The 16,713-nt window shown below is 56.6% G+C and carries 18 protein-coding genes and 1 tRNA gene; 5 read left to right on the forward strand and 14 right to left on the reverse strand.

Features of this window, described 5'->3' with window-relative positions; all coding sequences use genetic code 11:
* The first annotated feature begins 82 nt into the window (after positions 1-82).
* Positions 83-298: a hypothetical protein gene (locus tag ACN1C3_RS06865; protein WP_419115055.1), complete on the forward strand. Its 216-nt coding sequence runs from the start codon at positions 83-85 to the stop codon at positions 296-298.
* 74 nt (positions 299-372) lie between these two features.
* On the opposite strand, the gene ACN1C3_RS06870 is transcribed toward ACN1C3_RS06865, so the two are convergent.
* Together ACN1C3_RS06870 and ACN1C3_RS06875 are read right to left on the reverse strand one after the other, a co-directional pair.
* Positions 373-564, reverse strand: a complete 192-nt coding sequence (locus tag ACN1C3_RS06870; protein ID WP_419115056.1) for a YegP family protein — start codon at positions 562-564, stop codon at positions 373-375.
* A 290-nt stretch (positions 565-854) separates the two neighbouring features.
* On the reverse strand, positions 855-1,229 hold the full coding sequence (locus ACN1C3_RS06875; protein ID WP_419115057.1) for a tautomerase family protein: 375 nt from the start codon (positions 1,227-1,229) through the stop codon (positions 855-857).
* Positions 1,230-1,426: 197 nt separating this feature from the next.
* Here ACN1C3_RS06875 and ACN1C3_RS06880 point away from each other — a divergent pair, with 197 nt between their 5' ends.
* On the forward strand, positions 1,427-2,308 hold the full coding sequence (locus tag ACN1C3_RS06880) for a LysR substrate-binding domain-containing protein (protein WP_419115058.1): 882 nt from the start codon (positions 1,427-1,429) through the stop codon (positions 2,306-2,308).
* Between the two features lie 65 nt (positions 2,309-2,373).
* Here the strand turns inward: ACN1C3_RS06880 and ACN1C3_RS06885 are convergent, their stop codons facing one another.
* The 9 genes from ACN1C3_RS06885 to dapA all read right to left on the reverse strand — a co-directional run bounded on the left by ACN1C3_RS06885 (position 2,374) and on the right by dapA (position 10,601).
* Positions 2,374-4,470 (reverse strand): DUF6311 domain-containing protein, encoded by a 2,097-nt coding sequence (locus ACN1C3_RS06885; RefSeq protein ID WP_419115059.1) that lies wholly within the window; start codon positions 4,468-4,470, stop codon positions 2,374-2,376.
* A complete protein-coding gene (locus tag ACN1C3_RS06890) occupies positions 4,467-4,862 on the reverse strand; it encodes a GtrA family protein (protein WP_419115060.1) in 396 nt (131 codons plus the stop codon). Before ACN1C3_RS06890 ends, ACN1C3_RS06885 begins: the two co-directional genes overlap by 4 nt.
* 28 nt (positions 4,863-4,890) lie before the next feature.
* Entirely contained in the window at positions 4,891-5,601 is a 711-nt protein-coding gene (locus tag ACN1C3_RS06895) for a class I SAM-dependent methyltransferase (RefSeq protein WP_419115061.1), read from the reverse strand.
* A gap of 2 nt (positions 5,602-5,603) precedes the next feature.
* The gene (locus tag ACN1C3_RS06900) at positions 5,604-6,572 is read right to left on the reverse strand and encodes a glycosyltransferase family 2 protein (protein WP_419115062.1); all 969 of its coding nucleotides are present in this window, start codon (positions 6,570-6,572) and stop codon (positions 5,604-5,606) included.
* 342 nt (positions 6,573-6,914) lie between these two features.
* Positions 6,915-7,004: transfer RNA gene (locus ACN1C3_RS06905), tRNA-Ser, on the reverse strand.
* An 83-nt stretch (positions 7,005-7,087) separates the two neighbouring features.
* Entirely contained in the window at positions 7,088-7,798 is a 711-nt protein-coding gene (gene purC, locus ACN1C3_RS06910) for a phosphoribosylaminoimidazolesuccinocarboxamide synthase (protein WP_419115063.1), read from the reverse strand.
* 28 nt (positions 7,799-7,826) lie between these two features.
* The gene (locus tag ACN1C3_RS06915; protein WP_419115064.1) at positions 7,827-8,585 is read right to left on the reverse strand and encodes an MBL fold metallo-hydrolase; all 759 of its coding nucleotides are present in this window, start codon (positions 8,583-8,585) and stop codon (positions 7,827-7,829) included.
* 4 nt (positions 8,586-8,589) lie between these two features.
* Positions 8,590-9,705, reverse strand: coding sequence for an outer membrane protein assembly factor BamC (gene bamC / locus ACN1C3_RS06920; RefSeq protein WP_419115065.1), 1,116 nt, complete (start codon positions 9,703-9,705; stop codon positions 8,590-8,592).
* Between the two features lie 17 nt (positions 9,706-9,722).
* Complete coding sequence (dapA, locus tag ACN1C3_RS06925) at positions 9,723-10,601, reverse strand: 4-hydroxy-tetrahydrodipicolinate synthase (RefSeq protein ID WP_419115066.1); 879 nt, start codon at positions 10,599-10,601, stop codon at positions 9,723-9,725.
* Between the two features lie 329 nt (positions 10,602-10,930).
* Between dapA and ACN1C3_RS06930 the strand changes: the two genes are divergently transcribed.
* The gene (locus tag ACN1C3_RS06930) at positions 10,931-11,491 is read left to right on the forward strand and encodes a glycine cleavage system protein R (protein WP_419115067.1); all 561 of its coding nucleotides are present in this window, start codon (positions 10,931-10,933) and stop codon (positions 11,489-11,491) included.
* 10 nt (positions 11,492-11,501) lie between these two features.
* Positions 11,502-11,975: a peroxiredoxin gene (locus ACN1C3_RS06935; protein WP_419115068.1), complete on the forward strand. Its 474-nt coding sequence runs from the start codon at positions 11,502-11,504 to the stop codon at positions 11,973-11,975.
* Between the two features lie 131 nt (positions 11,976-12,106).
* On the opposite strand, the gene ACN1C3_RS06940 is transcribed toward ACN1C3_RS06935, so the two are convergent.
* Together ACN1C3_RS06940 and ACN1C3_RS06945 are read right to left on the reverse strand one after the other, a co-directional pair.
* Complete coding sequence (locus ACN1C3_RS06940) at positions 12,107-13,177, reverse strand: AI-2E family transporter (protein WP_419115069.1); 1,071 nt, start codon at positions 13,175-13,177, stop codon at positions 12,107-12,109.
* Positions 13,178-13,208: 31 nt separating this feature from the next.
* Positions 13,209-13,448: a sulfurtransferase TusA family protein gene (locus ACN1C3_RS06945; protein ID WP_419115070.1), complete on the reverse strand. Its 240-nt coding sequence runs from the start codon at positions 13,446-13,448 to the stop codon at positions 13,209-13,211.
* 97 nt (positions 13,449-13,545) lie between these two features.
* On the opposite strand from ACN1C3_RS06945, the gene ACN1C3_RS06950 reads away from it, so the two are divergent.
* Entirely contained in the window at positions 13,546-14,979 is a 1,434-nt protein-coding gene (locus tag ACN1C3_RS06950; RefSeq protein WP_419115071.1) for a M48 family metalloprotease, read from the forward strand.
* Positions 14,980-15,054: 75 nt separating this feature from the next.
* Here ACN1C3_RS06950 and ACN1C3_RS06955 read toward each other — a convergent pair whose 3' ends face one another.
* Positions 15,055-16,488 carry a DegQ family serine endoprotease gene (locus ACN1C3_RS06955; RefSeq protein WP_419115072.1) on the reverse strand — a complete coding sequence of 478 codons (1,434 nt, stop codon included), beginning with the start codon at positions 16,486-16,488 and terminating at the stop codon, positions 15,055-15,057.
* Positions 16,489-16,713 lie beyond the last annotated feature (225 nt).

A 16,713-nucleotide genomic window follows, 5' to 3' on the forward strand; every position in this document is an offset into this window, starting at 1 on the left:
TAATTAAGCTCTGGATGGCTTGGGGCTAAATCATGTAAACAAACCCCGACCCCTGCCTAATAACCCGATAAGGAAATGACTCATGGCCAGAGACAAAGCAAAAGATGATCTGTATTTCAACTGCAGCCAGCCTCACGAAAAATCTTATGTTGCCAACCTCTATCCAGACGCAGCGGACAAAGTCGAAGAGTTTCTAACCTTCGCTTGTAAAACCAATGCCATCCGTAATTCGACGCATAAGGAAGTCTATGCGTTGATCCATAAAAAACTGGGTCTTCAAACACCTCCAGTGAAGTAGTTTGATGGAAAGCTGCTCATGACAGATGAGCAGCTTTTAACAACATCTGACGGCAACCCAAGCAGCTCGGTGCTTTATATTTCCTTCACCGGGGTCTCCCCCTGTGTGCCCATGATCAATCCGATAGCGTGCATGCAATCAGCCTTATTGATATAGGACTCCCCGCTGGCAATCGTTTCATGATTTGCCGCCCTCAACCGCCAGCGCCACTGCCCCTTCCCGGTAAGCGGCGTGCCTCGGGATTGCCTGTAGATTTCAAAATACATACTGCTCGCTCCATGCGATTGCTGAATGGCGACAGGTTGTAGACCTGTCTTGCAAGCGTAGAAGAAGCCAGCAAAATGACCATCAAACAAGAACCTCTAATAGTCAGCAAATATTACCTTCTGAAGTAATAGGTAATAAAACCGGCGTACCCCATCAGCCTATTAAATGGCCGAATTAAGTCCGCAGTGAGATCGGGATTGGAAGGGAATGGAAAGGTACTTGGCCGCCCCCTCAGCTACAGGGCACCCATCAGCCGAACCCCACTGCTCAACCCATGGGATCTCAACAACTAGTTGGAGCGCCCGCCACCGAAAGACCACTCATCCTCCGCCGTGGTGGTGATCACCACCATCACGTCCTCCGGTCGTAGCCCAGGTGCGATGTTCAATCGCTCGACGAGGCTACGGTAGAAAAGCGCTTTGGTCCGTGTATCTCGAGGGCGGCCAGCGGTAATTGCGATCAGGACATAATCCTGGCTACGTGGCCCGCCCAAATAGCTGGAATCAAATATTAATTCTTCCGGTTCATGCTGATGAATGACTTGAAACCGATCATTGGCAGGGACCTCGAATGAGCCCACCAGCGCCTCATGCAAGCTCTGCGAGAGCATTTTCAAATATTCGGGGGACTTGCCTTTGAGTAATGAAATACGGGCATATGGCATAGCGGACTTACTCCTGAGTGGTCAATTGCGCGAAATTCTGTGCGTGCTCGCCGAGCAGTCCGGCATAAAGGGGGGTAGTACGCTCCATTTATTTCTCCTCCGATCAACTCATTTGACGGAGGAAAAATAACAACTCACTATCATCCTGAATATCAAATTAAATACACATAACACTCCTGAAAATATGGACGGTACCCGTGCGACGCCCTACCTTTGATCTTGATGTACTGCGCACCTTTGTCATCGGCATCGAGTTCAACAGCTTTGCCAAGGCAGCCGAGCGTCTCGGCCGTTCAACGTCGGCGGTCAGTGTCCAACTCAAAAAGCTCGAAGATCAGGTCGGCGCTGCTGTGCTACGCAAATCAGGACGTGGCCTGGCGCTGACACCTGTCGGCGAAGCGGTCCTAAGCCATGCACGCCGTCTGCTGGAGCTGAACGACGAAATTTTCAGTATGTTGCACGAGGCCGAAGTCGAAGGTTGTGTCCGTGTGGGCTTCCAGGAGGATTTTGGCGAACACCTCCTCAGCGAGATTCTCAGACGTTTTTCCCGAATCCATCCGTTGGTACGCCTTGAGGTGCGCATTGCGCGCAACGCAGAACTTCTGACGCTGATCGGAAATGGAAGCCTGGACCTCGCTCTTGCGTGGGAAACGGAAGCAGGAACGCCCTACAGCACACGTATCGGGGAAACCCAGATGCGCTGGATTGGGCCACGTGACAATCCTTTGCTCCATCAACAAAAAAACCAGCCGTTAGCGCTAGTGGTTTTTGACTCGCCATGCGTACTACGCAGCACCGCCACCCAGGCGCTGGATCATGCTCATATTCCTTGGCGCGTGGCTCTGACAAGCCCAAGCGTGAGCGGGATCTGGGCCGCCGTCGCTGCTGGACTGGGTATCACTCTGCGAACCCGAATCGGCCTGCCAAGCCATCTGACAGTGATTGACGGGCTGCCGAGGCTGCCCGCTATTGGCTATGTGCTACACCAAGCCAACGATTCCCCCTCCCCTGTCACTCGGCAGTTAGCCTCTCTCATCCAGACAAGCCTGGATGAACATCCGTATCTGTCTGCCCATTAATCATCCTGAAAAATGAGGGCATCCGTTTGATCCCTTTGGCGAGGGTCTGATTGGACGTCTGCGAATCACTGCACGGTCAGCGCCTTCACCCCCAGGCCCATGACTCGTTGATCGTCCCCGAGTCCCAATTGCTTGGGGCTGATCGCGTCGGGCAACTGCACATGAATACGCATCAGCGTGTCGCGGGCGATGGCTTCTCGGATTGGCGCAGTGAGTGGGATTTCGATGAGATTGTCCTGCAGTCTCGTCAGACGAGTCGACAACGCTTGTACACCATTGATGGTGAAGACCACCTCCTGACGGACATGCATGGGCAGCACAAAGGCAAGCGCCTCGATCACGACGGCCTGAGCTTGAGCGGGAACCCGAAGCGCGATGTCGGCTTCATTCCCTTCAGACCAGGTCCCCCAGGCTTCAGGACTCGACCATCCTTGAATCAGGTGGCGGGACTTGCTGTTGAACAGTTGCCGCTGACCCAATTTGATCAAGGGGATCAACTGCATCGAACGCCCCTCGTCCTCTACCCAAAGGCATTGAGCACATTGCTTCCATCCCGGCGCCAGGACCACCAGACCGTCAACACGAGCCAGAAGATCGGTTTCGCTGTTGACGTTTTTCACAGCGTCGAGCAAGGCCCTTTCATCGAGGATGTACAGCGAGTCAGTGTCGTACTGCCCCGTCTCAAGCATCCGTTTCGCCTTTTGCTGAGCCTGTTGCAACGCGGCGGTCCCCATCCGTCCCAGGTAGGCAGTGTCAGTTTTCAAACCATGGATTGCGGCGTAGGTGGCAATCGGGAGCCAGTTATCCGACTGGTTCTGCGGCTGCAACGAGCGAATGTTCTCGTAGTGGGAGGCTGCACTGGCCCAGAACGGATCACGCAGCGTTGACGACCACTGCGAGACAGGTGTCATCATCCGGCTGTTACGCAGCCCTGCCCAACCGTTGCGGGTATCCACAACCTGGACACATAGCGACACCGCCAGCAGACATACCGCCGTACGCGGCCGGTTGCCACGCACAACCAGGAAAATGATGGCAAACAGAATGGCGTAGAAAACCGGCCAGAACATCCGTCCCGACGCACGAAAGATGTTCGCCAGCTTGATGATTTTTCCTGGCAGCGGGTAGTGAAAACCGAGCAAGCCGACACCGATCTCATTCGAGAGCGCAAACAGCGTCAAACCTAGCAGCGCCAACAATAGAATCGGCAGACGGCGCGCCGCACCTGCGAAGCCGGTTGTACCTTTCAGCGTCGCGATACCACCGCAAATCGCCAGCAACAAGGTTCCCAACCCAAGATAGTTGAACCCTTCGTAGTCGCCTGCGGCCTCCGGCAAGTCTGGCAACACTGAAGACCAGCCGCTGGCATCGACCGGCGCCAGCAGATTCATTCGGTAGAAGCCAAAGCCACCGGAAGCCGTACCGTCCCCAATGCTGAAATAACCCGCCTGCCAGCAGCTCAGACTCACCAGCAAAAACAGCAGGAACAACTCGATGAGGGCGTTGCGCCGCGTCAGTTTGCCTTTGAGGGTTCTACCGGCAAGATCCGCCACCCAGATCAAGGCAACCATCGCCAGCAGGTATGCGTGCACCAGGGCCGTCGCCGCTAACAGCGAGCCCCAGGCCAGTCGGCGTCTCTGCATGCCGGGATGCAGCGCAAGATAGAGGGCGGCAAGGATCAGAAAATGGCCGGCGAGGGACAGATGCCCGCCCATGCGCAAGAACATCGGCGGCGAGAACAGAAACAGACCTGCTCCCAGAAGCCTGAGAACGACACTGGGTGTCACCAGCCCAAGTAACTTCCAGGCAAACCAGGCTTGCAGAACAAAACACGCCAACAGCCAAATACCGAAGTATTGAAACGTCTCTGGAAGCATCGAATCGAAGGGTTTGAACAAAAATGCCAACAGCGGATTGGAGTCAGAGAATATGATCGCGCTGCCCAGTTCCAACCCGTAGGACGGGTTAAGTCCGAGAGGAAATGTCCATGGGAAGTGTCGGAAGAACACCCATCCCAAATAATGGGTCGCCGGATCACCACTTTCCAGCCAGGCAATGTTTTGCGGGTCCAGTGCCCGTGGCCCGATCACCATGAAAAAGGCCACCAGCCCCATTAACAGGGGCAGCAATACGACCGCCAGATGCTTGCCCGACCCCTTCATCGATACGTCCAGAAGTTATGCAACACAAAGGTGAATGCCGGAATGGTCAGCGCCACCGCACCGATCCCAAGTAGGTAATGAAGCCCGGCCATTTGGGCGGCCCAGGCCACCAGCATCGCCAATAAGAAACCGGCACCCGACACCATCAGAAAACGCAGCAGCGTTCGGCCGTGCAATCGGCTGGAAAAACTCCAGGTGGTGTTCACTACGTAGGAAACGACGGTCGCAGCGGTAAACGCCACGCCGTTGGCCAAGGGCGGCAGGGGCAGCACATAGTTGATGAACAGCACGGCAACCAGCGCATGAAGGGCGGTGACGAACAGCCCGGTCAAGGCAAAACGCTGAGCCCGTTTGATGAAGGCTGACCTGTCGGCGCCTGTCTCACTGCTCATCGCAGGTCACTCAGGTATCGGCGTGACATCACGGCTTCTGCGCCAGGCAGAACACCGTCAAACCGGCGAGACGGTTCGCGCCCATGAAAGGAAGCTCGATACTGCACAAGGTCTTCAAAAACGCGTTGACCAGCGGATGATGTCGTTTGAGCTGCGAGCGTGGTGGCGATGGTTGCGCACCTTTCGGCAGTAACCGCAGGGTGGCCGCAATAGGGAAGACCAGACCGAAATAGTAAGCCCCCTGCCGGACCGTCAAACCTGCGTCTTTGGCCACCGCCTCCAGTTGCGACAAAGTGTAGCGACGTTTGTGTTCGAGGAAGTCATCGTGCCCGCTCCAGAGGAACTGGAATGCCGGAACCGTCATAAGAAAACAACTGCCAGACGGTACCTTGTCGATGTAGGCCTTGAGCAATCCGACGTCGTCATCAACATGCTCCAGAACGTCCATCAGCAACACCAGATTGGCATCCACAGACTCGATGGATCGGCGATAGTGCACCGGTTTCCCGGCGGTTATGGCGTCCGAGTCCGCCCCATAGCTGATGTCCACGCACCAGGCCTCACTGGCGGGCGTATGGCTCAACAGATGATGGGAAAAAAACCCGGAACCGGCGCCTACATCGAGGATTTTTCGGCCGTCTATGCCTTGGAGCATGCGCCTCATCGCCGCCGCTTTTGAACGGTAATACCAATGCTGCTCGATGCTTGAACCGAGGATGTCGGTTTCCTTGAGATCCATGGTCAGTCCTTGGCGTTGTAGACGCGACGCACCAGGAAAACCGGGCGGCGTTTTGATTCGATGTACGTTCTGCCCAGGTATTCACCCAGCACCCCGATCCCAATCAGTTGCAGGCCACCCAAAAAGGTGACGGCGACCATGAGCGAGGCGTAGCCGGGTAAATCGATACCGGAGATCAATGTCCGCAACACGATGAAAATGGCGAACGAGAAAGAAACCAGAGAAACGAACAGCCCCAGATAGGTCCAGATCCGAAGCGGCTCCGTGCTGAAACTGGTAATGCCTTCCAAGGCGAAATTCCACAAGCGCCACCCGTTGAACTTGGTTTCCCCCGCCACCCGCTCCGGGCGCTCGTAGTCGACATAGGTGGTGCGAAACCCGACCCAGGCGAACAAGCCTTTCATGAAGCGCCGTGACTCTGGCAGGGTCTGCAATGCATCGATCACACAGCGGTCCATGAGCCGGAAGTCACCGACGTTTTCCGGAAGAGGCTGATCGGAGATTTTGTTGTGCAGACGGTAGAACCAGTTGGCGGATACTTGCTTGGCCCAAGAGTCGTTGTTGCGACTCACACGATGGCCCAGCACCACTTCATAACCTTCACGCCAGCGGGCAATCATCTGGAGGATGACTTCAGGCGGGTCCTGCAGATCGACATCGATGGGCACCACGACCTGGCCGCTTGCGCTCTGCAAGCCTGCAGTCAACGCGGCTTCTTTTCCGAAGTTGCGACTCAGGTCGACGATTCGAATACGCGAGTCGCTCTTCTGTCGCTCCAGAAGCAACTCCAGCGTGGTGTCGGTACTGCCGTCATTGACGAAAACCAGCTCCAGACCGATCAGCGCTTCGTTCTCGAAGACGTCGATAATCCTGGCGATGAACAAATCGATGGTTGCCGCTTCATTGAAAACGGGGATGACGAGCGATAATTCCAAATGCTCGGCCAGATGCGTTCCGTGCTGATGAGTCATTTGACTGCTCTTTTTTATAGTGATTTTTCTACAATCCGCAGCCGCCGACTGATTTTCAGCGCCATGAGCCGAATCGTATTAAGCAGGAGCACGGGAGGTGATGCAAGGGCGAAACTGCGGCGGTTTTGGCCATTCAACAGGCCATCACCGCGGAGTCAGTTACGCTGACTGAAATATCGTTTAATTATTAAAAACAAAAAACCTGATAGCCAAAAAATCGCTTTTGTTCAGGTGCTGTGAGGAGCTTCGGCATGCGGCGAACAGTTGATGAGGTGGGCATGACCAAACACCGGAAACGAAAAAAGCCCCGTAGCTTGTTCAGCTACGGGGCTTTTCTATGTATGGCGGAGAGATAGGGATTCGAACCCTAGGTACCGGTGAAGGTACAACGGATTTCGAATCCGTCCCATTCGGCCACTCTGGCATCTCTCCAACGGCGCGCATCATAACAGCACCTTTGCCCGAAGCGAAGCCCCTAGGCAAAATTTTTCCGTGCTATCAGATGCTTGCGTCGATTAAAGCGGTACGCCCAGACGCTTGGCAACTTCTTCATAGGCTTCGATGACGTCACCGAGGCCCTGACGGAAGCGGTCTTTGTCCATTTTCTTGCCAGTGGCTTTGTCCCACAGACGGCAGCCGTCCGGGCTGAATTCGTCGCCCAGGACGATTTCACCGTGGAACACGCCGAATTCGAGTTTGAAGTCGACCAATAGCAAGCCAGCGTCGTCGAACAGTTTGCTCAGGACTTCGTTGACCTTGAGCGACAGTTCTTTCATGCGAACCAGTTGCTCAGCCTTGCCCCAGCCGAACGCCACGACGTGGGATTCGTTGATGAACGGGTCGCCCTTGGCGTCGTCCTTGAGGAACAATTCGAAGGTGTAAGGCTCGAGTTTGAGGCCTTCTTCAACGCCCAGGCGCTTGACCAGGCTGCCGGCTGCGTAGTTACGCACGACGCACTCGACCGGGATCATGTCGAGTTTCTTCACCAGGCATTCGTTGTCGCCCAGCAGTTTGTCGAATTGGGTCGGCACGCCGGCTTCTTCGAGTTTCTGCATGATGAAGGCGTTGAACTTGTTGTTCACCATGCCTTTGCGGTCGAGCTGCTCGATACGCTTGCCGTCGAACGCCGAAGTGTCGTTGCGAAACAGCAGGATCAAGCGGTCAGCGTCATCGGTCTTGTAAACCGATTTGGCTTTGCCGCGGTAGAGTTCTTCACGTTTTTCCATGATGGGCTCCGCTTGCTAAGTAGGTGGGCTAGGCGATATGTCGCCAGTCGAGCCCTGAATCTTGATCGGCCAATTGCAGCCAGTCCGGGTCGCACCCGAGGGTGTCGACAAAACATTGCCGGGCCAGCTGCGGCAGGTTGTTCTTGCTGCTCAGATGGGCCAGGACCAGGTGTTGCAGGTCTTTCCAGCCCAACTCCGCCACCAGGAATGCCGCCTGATGGTTATTCAAATGTCCCAGTTCACCGCCCACACGCTGCTTGAGAAAGTACGGGTAGTGACCTCTGGCGAGCATGTCGCGGCAATGGTTGGACTCGATCATCAACGCATCGAGATCCCGATAGCCTTCCAGCACCTTGCTGCAATACGAACCCAGATCGGTCAACAGACCGAAACGCCGCTCACCGTCACTGAATACGTATTGCGTCGGCTCCTGCGCATCGTGGGATACAGAGATCACATTGATGCTCAAGGCACCAACCTGAAGTTGCTCACCACCTGCCACGAAGCCCGCCGGCTCAATGGGTTTGCGCATCCCGCGCAATGTACCGCGACTGAGGTAGACCGGTAGATTGTAGCGCCGAGACAGCAAACCCACGCCATGCACGTGGTCGGCATGTTCGTGGGTTACCAGTATGGCACTCAGCTGCGTAGGACTTACACCCAGGCGCAGCAGGCGCCGCTCGGTTTCGCGCAAGGAGAAACCACAATCCACCAGAACGTACGTGTCATCGCGGGCTATCAGCGTGCCATTCCCTTGGCTACCACTGCCGAGAACGGCAAAACGCATTGGATCAGCCCAGGTTGTCCTGAATCACACCCAATATTTTGCGAGCCACTTCGGCCGGCGCAACGGTATTGATGTTTTTCTCGACGGTGACTTGCACGGCATCCCCCACCTTGCTCAGGCGAACCTGATAACGCTCGGCGCGGGCATCGATTTCTTCTTTGGCCGGTTTGCTGCCAAACAATTTGCCGAAGAAGCCTGGCTCATCGTTTTTCTTCTCGGCCTTTTCAGCGAGGTTGATGTAGTACAAGCCCAGGCTGCGGTTGATGTCTTCAACCCGCCATTCGCCCTTCTCCAGCGCACGGCCGACACTCGACCAGGCGCGGTCAAGGTCTTCGCCGAGGTTGAGCACCACGTTGCCGCTGCCGTCTTCGGTGAGGCTGACGCGGTTAGGCGTATCGAAATCACGCGCGGCCAACAAGGAAACCGAACCGCCCTTCTCGGAGGTCCGGCTCATGCTCGCAAGCATCTCGTCGACCAATGCCGCATCCAGACCGGTATTAACCGAACGGTTGGTAAAATCAACATTGGCAGTGCTGCCGGCAGGACGCTCGGCGCTGATCACGTAGATTTCACTGGTGTTGCGCTGCACGCCCGGTTCGATACGAACCCGCACGCGGGTTTCGCCGTCAGACGCGGCTCCGGCACTGCTCAGGCGCTTGGCCATCGAAGCGGACAACTCGTCGGAATGCTGCCAGGAGGTAGTGAACTCGCCGGTTTTCGGACGCTGTTCATCAATACGGAAACCGTTGTCCTGGAAGAATTGCATAGCCACTGGCCAGACTTCAGCGGGTGGTCGCTGGGCCATGACCCAACGCGAATCGCCGCTTTTCTGCAGGGTGTAGTCGCTGGCATTGGCCACCGCCGACAACGGCTGCGGACGCGGAACTTCGTATTCGCCCTTGACGGTGTCGTCAGCCACGTTGCGCGGGATCGGCAGCAAAGGGTCGAGACGCTTGGAGGTGCTGACATTCGGCGGCAATTGCATTGGCGCGGTTTGTTGCGCTTCCAGGTAATCGCTGCCACGGTCACGGAAGTAGCCTTCCGGGCCCCAAACCCAACCACAGCCACTGGTGCTGGAGATGATCAAGGCAAGTGCGGAAAGTCCGGCCATTCGCTTCATGCGTAGTACTTCCTCAATTAAACCAATACGCCGGACTGGCGCATGGCCTGTCGCAGCGGTTCGTGGCAGGCAGCACTGAGCCAGGTGAGCGGCAGACGGATACCGTCCGGCATCAAGCCCATCTCGTGCAGGGCCCACTTCACAGGGATAGGGTTGGATTCGATGAACAGGGTTTTATTGAGTGGCATCAGCTTTTCGTGGATCGCACGGGCAGTCACGGCATCGCCACGCATTGCAGCGGCGCACAGATCGCTCATGGCTCGCGGAGCAACGTTGGCCGTTACCGAGATATTGCCTTTGCCGCCCAGCAGCATCAGCTCGACCGCGGTGGCGTCGTCACCGGAATACACCAGGAAGTCGCTGCTGACGCCGGCCAGGATGTCCTTGGCACGTTGCAGATCGCCAGTGGCTTCCTTGATGCCGATGATATTCGGCACGGTAGACAGACGGATTACCGTCTCGGCCAGCATGTCGCAGGCAGTGCGGCCAGGCACGTTGTAGAGAATCTGCGGAATATCGACCGCTTCGGCGATGGTGCGGAAGTGCTGATACAGGCCTTCTTGCGTCGGCTTGTTGTAGTAAGGCGTTACCAGCAGGCACGCGTCGGCGCCAGCGTTCTTCGCGTTAGTGGTCAATTCGATCGCTTCGCGCGTCGAATTGGCTCCTGTACCGGCGATCACCGGAATACGCCCTGCAACTTGAGCTACCACGCGACGAATCACTTCTATGTGTTCGTTCACATCGAGGGTGGCCGACTCACCTGTAGTGCCGACCGCCACGATGGCGTTGGTGCCCTCTTGCAGGTGGAAGTCCACCAGTTTGCTCAGGCTGTCCCAGTCGAGACGACCCTGTGCATCCATGGGTGTGACCAGTGCCACCATACTGCCCGCAATCATGCAACCGCTCCTGCCGGAAAAAGAGAGCGGTAATGGTACTGGCGCCAAGATGCTTGTACAAGCAAAGTACTGCGCTCGTGCCATTCCCCTGAGCGATGGTTTTCGCTACCCTTCAGACTTTGATCGGTACTGATAAGCTTGTACGCCGGGTTCCAGCCTCCCTTTTCGGCATCCGAAGCCCCCGATCCTGCGTTGCCACCCCTCGCTCTCGTCTCACGGGAGCTTGTCGCAACCTCTAGACTCAGGGTTTCTGAATTCGTATCCGGACGCTCGCTCCCAGTACTCGAGCCTGCAAAAGTATCGACCGCTCATCGTTTTAGGAATGCTGCATGTCCACCCCCACAGTCCGCGAACAATTCCTTGTCATCAGTGCCCTCGGCGCCAACCCCATGGAGCTGACTAACGTCCTGTGCCGCGCCAGCCATGAAAATCGCTGTGCCGTGGTGACCTCCCGCCTGACTCGCCACGGCGAATGCAGCGCGTTGGTCCTGCAGATTTCCGGCAGCTGGGACGCCCTGGCGCGCCTGGAAGCCGGCTTGCCCTCTCTGGCCAAGAAGCACGCCTTCACGGTCAACGTAGTTCGTAGCGCCGCGCTGGAAAATCGTCCTGAGGCGCTACCTTATGTGGCGTATGTCAGTTCGGCCTATCGCTCGGATATCGTCAACGAGCTGTGCCAGTTCTTCATCGACCATCACGTCGAGCTGGAAAACCTGACCTGCGATACCTATCAGGCCCCGCAAACCGGCGGCACCATGCTCAACGCGACGTTCACTGTCACGTTGCCAGCCGGCGTGCAGATCAGTTGGCTGCGTGATCAGTTCCTGGATTTTGCCGACGCGCTGAACCTCGACGCGCTGATCGAACCGTGGCGCCCACAGAACCCAATGTAAGGAAGCTTTCATGGCCGTTGCTATCGACCAACCTGTCGCCGACTTCGAAGTACCTGCCACCAGCGGGCAAACCGTTAGCCTCGCGGGGCTCAAAGGCAAGCAGGTGGTGATCTACTTCTATCCGAAGGACAGCACGCCTGGTTGCACAACCGAGGGCCAGGGCTTTCGTGATCAATACGCTGAGTTCAAGGCAGCCAACACCGAAGTGTTCGGCGTATCCCGCGACAGCCTGAAGTCCCACGAGAACTTCAAGTGCAAGCAAGAGTTCCCGTTCGAGCTGATCAGTGACAAAGACGAAGCCGTCTGTCAGCTGTTCGATGTGATCAAGCTTAAGAAACTCTATGGCAAGGAATACATGGGCGTAGATCGCAGCACGTTTCTGATTGATAAAGACGGTGTTCTGCGCCAGGAATGGCGTGGCGTGAAAGTACCCGGCCATGTGGATTCAGTACTGGCTGCAGCGCAGGCCCTGAACAAGGCCTGATTATTCAGGCGTCTGTCAGGACGTCATCGCGAGCAGGCTCGCTCCCACGCTTGACCTAGTCGTCCAGACAATGTGGGAGCGAGCCTGCTCGCGATGAGGATCGCACCACAACGCAAATCTAAAATTAATCGCTACAACAACGGCGCCACAATCGGCTCCTTGCGCGGCCAGGCATCCAGCACCGCTTTGAACAGGGTGGCCAGCGGAATCGCGAAGAAAATCCCCCAGAAACCCCATAGCCCGCCAAACAACAGCACCGCACAGATGATCGCCACGGGATGCAGGTTGACCGCTTCCGAGAACAGCAGCGGCACCAGCACGTTGCCGTCCAGCGTCTGAATGATCCCGTAGACCGCCATCAGATAGATGAACTGATCGCTCCAGCCCCATTGAAACAGCGCAATCAGCATTACCGGCACGGTCACCACCACCGCCCCGACGTAGGGCACTACGACCGAAACCCCGACCAACAGCGCAAGCAGTGCCGCGTAGTTCAGACCCAGCGCCACAAAAGCAATGTAAGTAACGCCACCACAGATGAAGATCTCGATGACCTTGCCGCGAATGTAATTGGCGATCTGGCGGTTCATTTCCTCAGCAACCCTGGTGATTAGCGCTCGCTCGCGGGGCAGATAGCCTCGGACCCATTGCCCGATCATCTCCCGGTCCTTGAGGAAGAAAAACACCAGAATCGGCACCAGAACCAGATAGATCATGATGTTGACCAGCAACGGCAAACTGGACAGCGAGAACGTCAGCGCCCATTGGCCGAACTTGCCGATTTCACCGCGCGCCACTTCGATGGCCTGCAATACCTGCTCATCGGACACCAGATGCGGGTAACGCTCCGGCAGCAGCAACAGCAATGACTGCCACTTGGCGAGCATGCCCGGCAACTCGTTGAACAAGGTGATCAGCTGATGCCAGAGCAACGGCACCACCACCACGATGAACACCAGCAGCACGCCCATGAACAAGGCGAACACCAGGCCCACCGCAGCCGCGCCAGGCAAACGCAGGCGTTCAAGGATGACAACCAGCCCTTGCATCAGATAGGCCAGCACCATGCCCGCCAACACCGGCGCCAGCATTCCGCCCAGGGTCAGCACAGCGGTGAAGGCCAGGAACAAGAGAACGGCCAGCACCACGGCCTCCTCATCGGAGAAATAGCGCTGAATCCAGTCGCGTAACACCTTGAACATCAATAATCCTTAAAAATGAGCGCTGCAGATTTCAGGCCTTGCGCAACCAATAGCGATAGACACCCGCTTCATCTTCCTCGCGAAGCAGCGTATGACCGGCCAAACGGGCAAAGGTGCGAAAGTCCCGCTGAGAGCCGGCGTCGGTAGCTATTACCTTGAGTACCGCACCGCTGGGTAGGCGATTGAGTTCCAGCTTGGCCTTGAGCAATGGCAGCGGGCAGTTCAAACCACTGGCATCCAGTTCGGCGTCGTACTCTACAGCGTCGGTCATTACTTCACTCCGGGCGGGTATTAGAGCCGCTTAGAATATCTGGTCCCAAGCCAAGTGTCCGGCTACAGTAAGCTCTTTGTCGACTAAGGCTTTGTGCATGACTTTTTTGCGCCCTACCCTGCTGACGCTCGCTTGCCTGCTCGCCTCACCGGGCTTCGCCGACGACCTGCCGTCACTCGGCGACGCCAGTTCTGCCATCGTCTCGCCGCAACAGGAACACCAATTGGGTCGGGCCTGGCTGGCGCTATTGCGCAGTCAGGTATTACAACTCAACGACCCGCAACTCAAGGATTACGTCGAAACCAGCGTCTATAAACTGGTGGAGACCAGCCAGGTCAATGACCGGCGCCTGGAGTTCATCCTGATTAACAGCCCGCAACTCAACGCCTTCGCGGCACCGGGCGGGATTGTCGGTGTGAATGGAGGGCTCTTTCTCAATGCCCAGACCGAAAGCGAATATGCCTCGGTGCTGGCCCACGAACTGGCTCACTTGTCGCAACGCCACTTCGCTCGCGGCGTAGAAGCCCAGCAACGCATGCAAGTGCCAATGATGGCAGCCCTGCTGACCGGGATCGTGATCGCCGCTGCTGGCGGCGGTGACGCCGGGATTGCGGCCATCGCTGGGACCCAGGCTGCAGCGATGCAGGAACAACGACGCTTCTCGCGCCAGAACGAGCAGGAAGCCGACCGCATCGGCATTCTCAACCTTGAAAAAGCCGGTTACGACCCGCGCGCCATGCCGACCATGTTCGAACGGCTGATGCGCCAGTACCGCTTCGATGCCAAACCACCGGAGTTCCTGCTGACTCACCCCGTCACTGAATCGAGGATCGCCGACACCCGCAACCGCGCCGAACAATCCAAACAGGGAGGCATCGAAGACAGCCTGCGTTATCAATTGATTCGCGCGCGGGTCCAGTTGATCTACGAAGAAACTCCAGGCCTTGGTGCCAAACGCTTCCGCGCCCAACTCGATGAAAACCCGAAGAATGATGTGGCCCGCTATGGTTTGGCGATCGCGCAGGTCAAAGGCGGTCAGTTGAATGAAGCTCGAGAGAACCTCAAACAACTCCTGGCCAAATCACCGAATGACATCACTTACAACCTGGCCCAGGTTGACCTGGACATCACCAATAACCGCCTACCCGATGCCCAATCACGCGTGGACCGGATGCTGACGCAGTATCCAGGCAACTATCCGCTGAATCAGGTACGCGTCGATTTGCTGCTCAAGCAGAACCGCCCCGCTGACGCCGAGAAAGCACTCGAGGGCCTGCTCAAGACTCGTCCTGACGATCCGGATGTCTGGTACATGGTGGCGGAAACCCGCGGGCTGTCCGGCAATATCATCGGCCTGCATCAAGCCCGTGCCGAATACTTCGCGCTGGTTGGTGATTACCGACAGGCAATCCAGCAACTCGACTTCGCCAAGCGCCGTGCCGGTACCAACTTCCCTCTGTCTTCAAGGATCGATGCGCGACAAAGGGAGCTGATGGATCAGGAGCAAATGGTCAAAGACATGATGCGCTGACATTTATCCCGCCGACAAAAAAGCCCGTCTCTTTCGAGACGGGCTTTTTAATGCCGCGAATAATCGGTTGCCCGGTTATTCAGCCAGTTTGAAGGTGATGAAGCTGGCACGACCTTGACGCAGAACCCGCATTGATACCGATCGATTCTTCGGTAGCGCCTTGGCGATCTCCGTGAACTCCTTGGTCGAACCAATTGCCTGGTTGTTCAAGTGAGTGATCACATCGCCCGGCTGCAGGCCGATCAAGGCAGCAGGACCATCCTGAACTTCCTTGATGACAACGCCGCCCTGGATTTCGTTGGTCTTTTTCTGCTCATCGGTCAGCTCAGCCACGGCAACACCCAAGCGATTGCTGCTGCGCTCAACGCCGCCGGACTTAGGCAGGGCGTCCAACTCTTTACCCTCTTCAGGAATAGCGCCGACGGTCAGCTCGACGTTTTTACGCTTGCCGTCACGGATGACTTCAAGCTTGGCCTTGGAACCAGCCTTGAGCGCACCCACCAGGTGCGGCAGATCCGCAGACATGACAATCGGTTGATTATTCATGCTCAAGATCACGTCACCGACCTGCAGACCGCCTTTGGCCGCCGGGCCATCATCCTGGATCTGTGCCACTAGCGCACCAGCCGGCTTTTCCAGACCGAAGGACTCGGCCAGATCTTTATTCACTTCCTGGATCACCACACCCAACCAGCCGCGACTGACCTTGCCACCGCTCTTCAGCTGATTGGAAACGTCCATCGCCACATCGATCGGGATAGTAAATGACACGCCCATAAAGCCGCCGGAACGGGTATAGATCTGCGAGTTGATCCCGACCACTTCACCGGCAAGGTTGAACAGTGGACCACCCGAGTTGCCCGGGTTGATCGACACGTCAGTCTGGATGAATGGCACATAGTTTTCGTTCGGCAGGCTGCGACCGACGGCGCTGACGATACCGTGGGTCACAGTATGGTCAAAGCCAAATGGCGAGCCGATAGCAACCACCCATTGTCCGGGCTTCAGATCCTGGGACTTGCCCAGTTTCAACACCGGCAGATCCTTGCCCTCAATCTTCAGCAGCGCCACATCGGAACGCGGGTCAGTGCCGACCAACTTGGCTTTCAACTCACTGCGATCGGCAAGACGCACGAGGATTTCATCGGCGTCGGCAATCACATGATTGTTGGTCAGGATGTAGCCGTCAGGCGAGATGATGAAACCTGAGCCCAGCGATTGCGCTTCGCGCTGACGGTCGCCGCGGGGCGTCCGTGGCTGTGGCATGCCGCGCTCGAAAAACTCGCGCAACATCGGCGGCAGGCCTTCCAGATCAGGCATTTGAGCCGAATCAGAGACCTTGCGATCCGGAAGCTTTTGCGTGGTACTGATGTTCACTACCGCAGGCGAGGCTTGCTCGACCAGTTGCGTGAAGTCAGGCAGCTCAGCCGCTTGGGCGGCGAGCGTCTGACCAAGCAAAATCACAGTGGCAACAACGGATAGATAAGACTTCAAACGTGGTATCGACATACGGCTCCCGTTACAACGAGCAGGGTTAAGCGATATGGAGCAAGAAACACCGGGGAAATATACGCCGGTACTTTTGTTCCGGGAACAACAAACAAGGCCAGAGCCGAGGGCTCTGACCTATAGAAAAATTCTGGATTTTTTGCAAATTGAAATGCTCACCAAACATTTCGACATCTCAATTGTGGAGTAGGCATTGCCGACCTCTTACACAACCAAACGCTTCGA

The sequence above is a fragment of the Pseudomonas sp. H11T01 genome, from assembly GCF_048515765.1.
In the GTDB taxonomy this organism is placed as follows: Bacteria; Pseudomonadota; Gammaproteobacteria; order Pseudomonadales; family Pseudomonadaceae; genus Aquipseudomonas.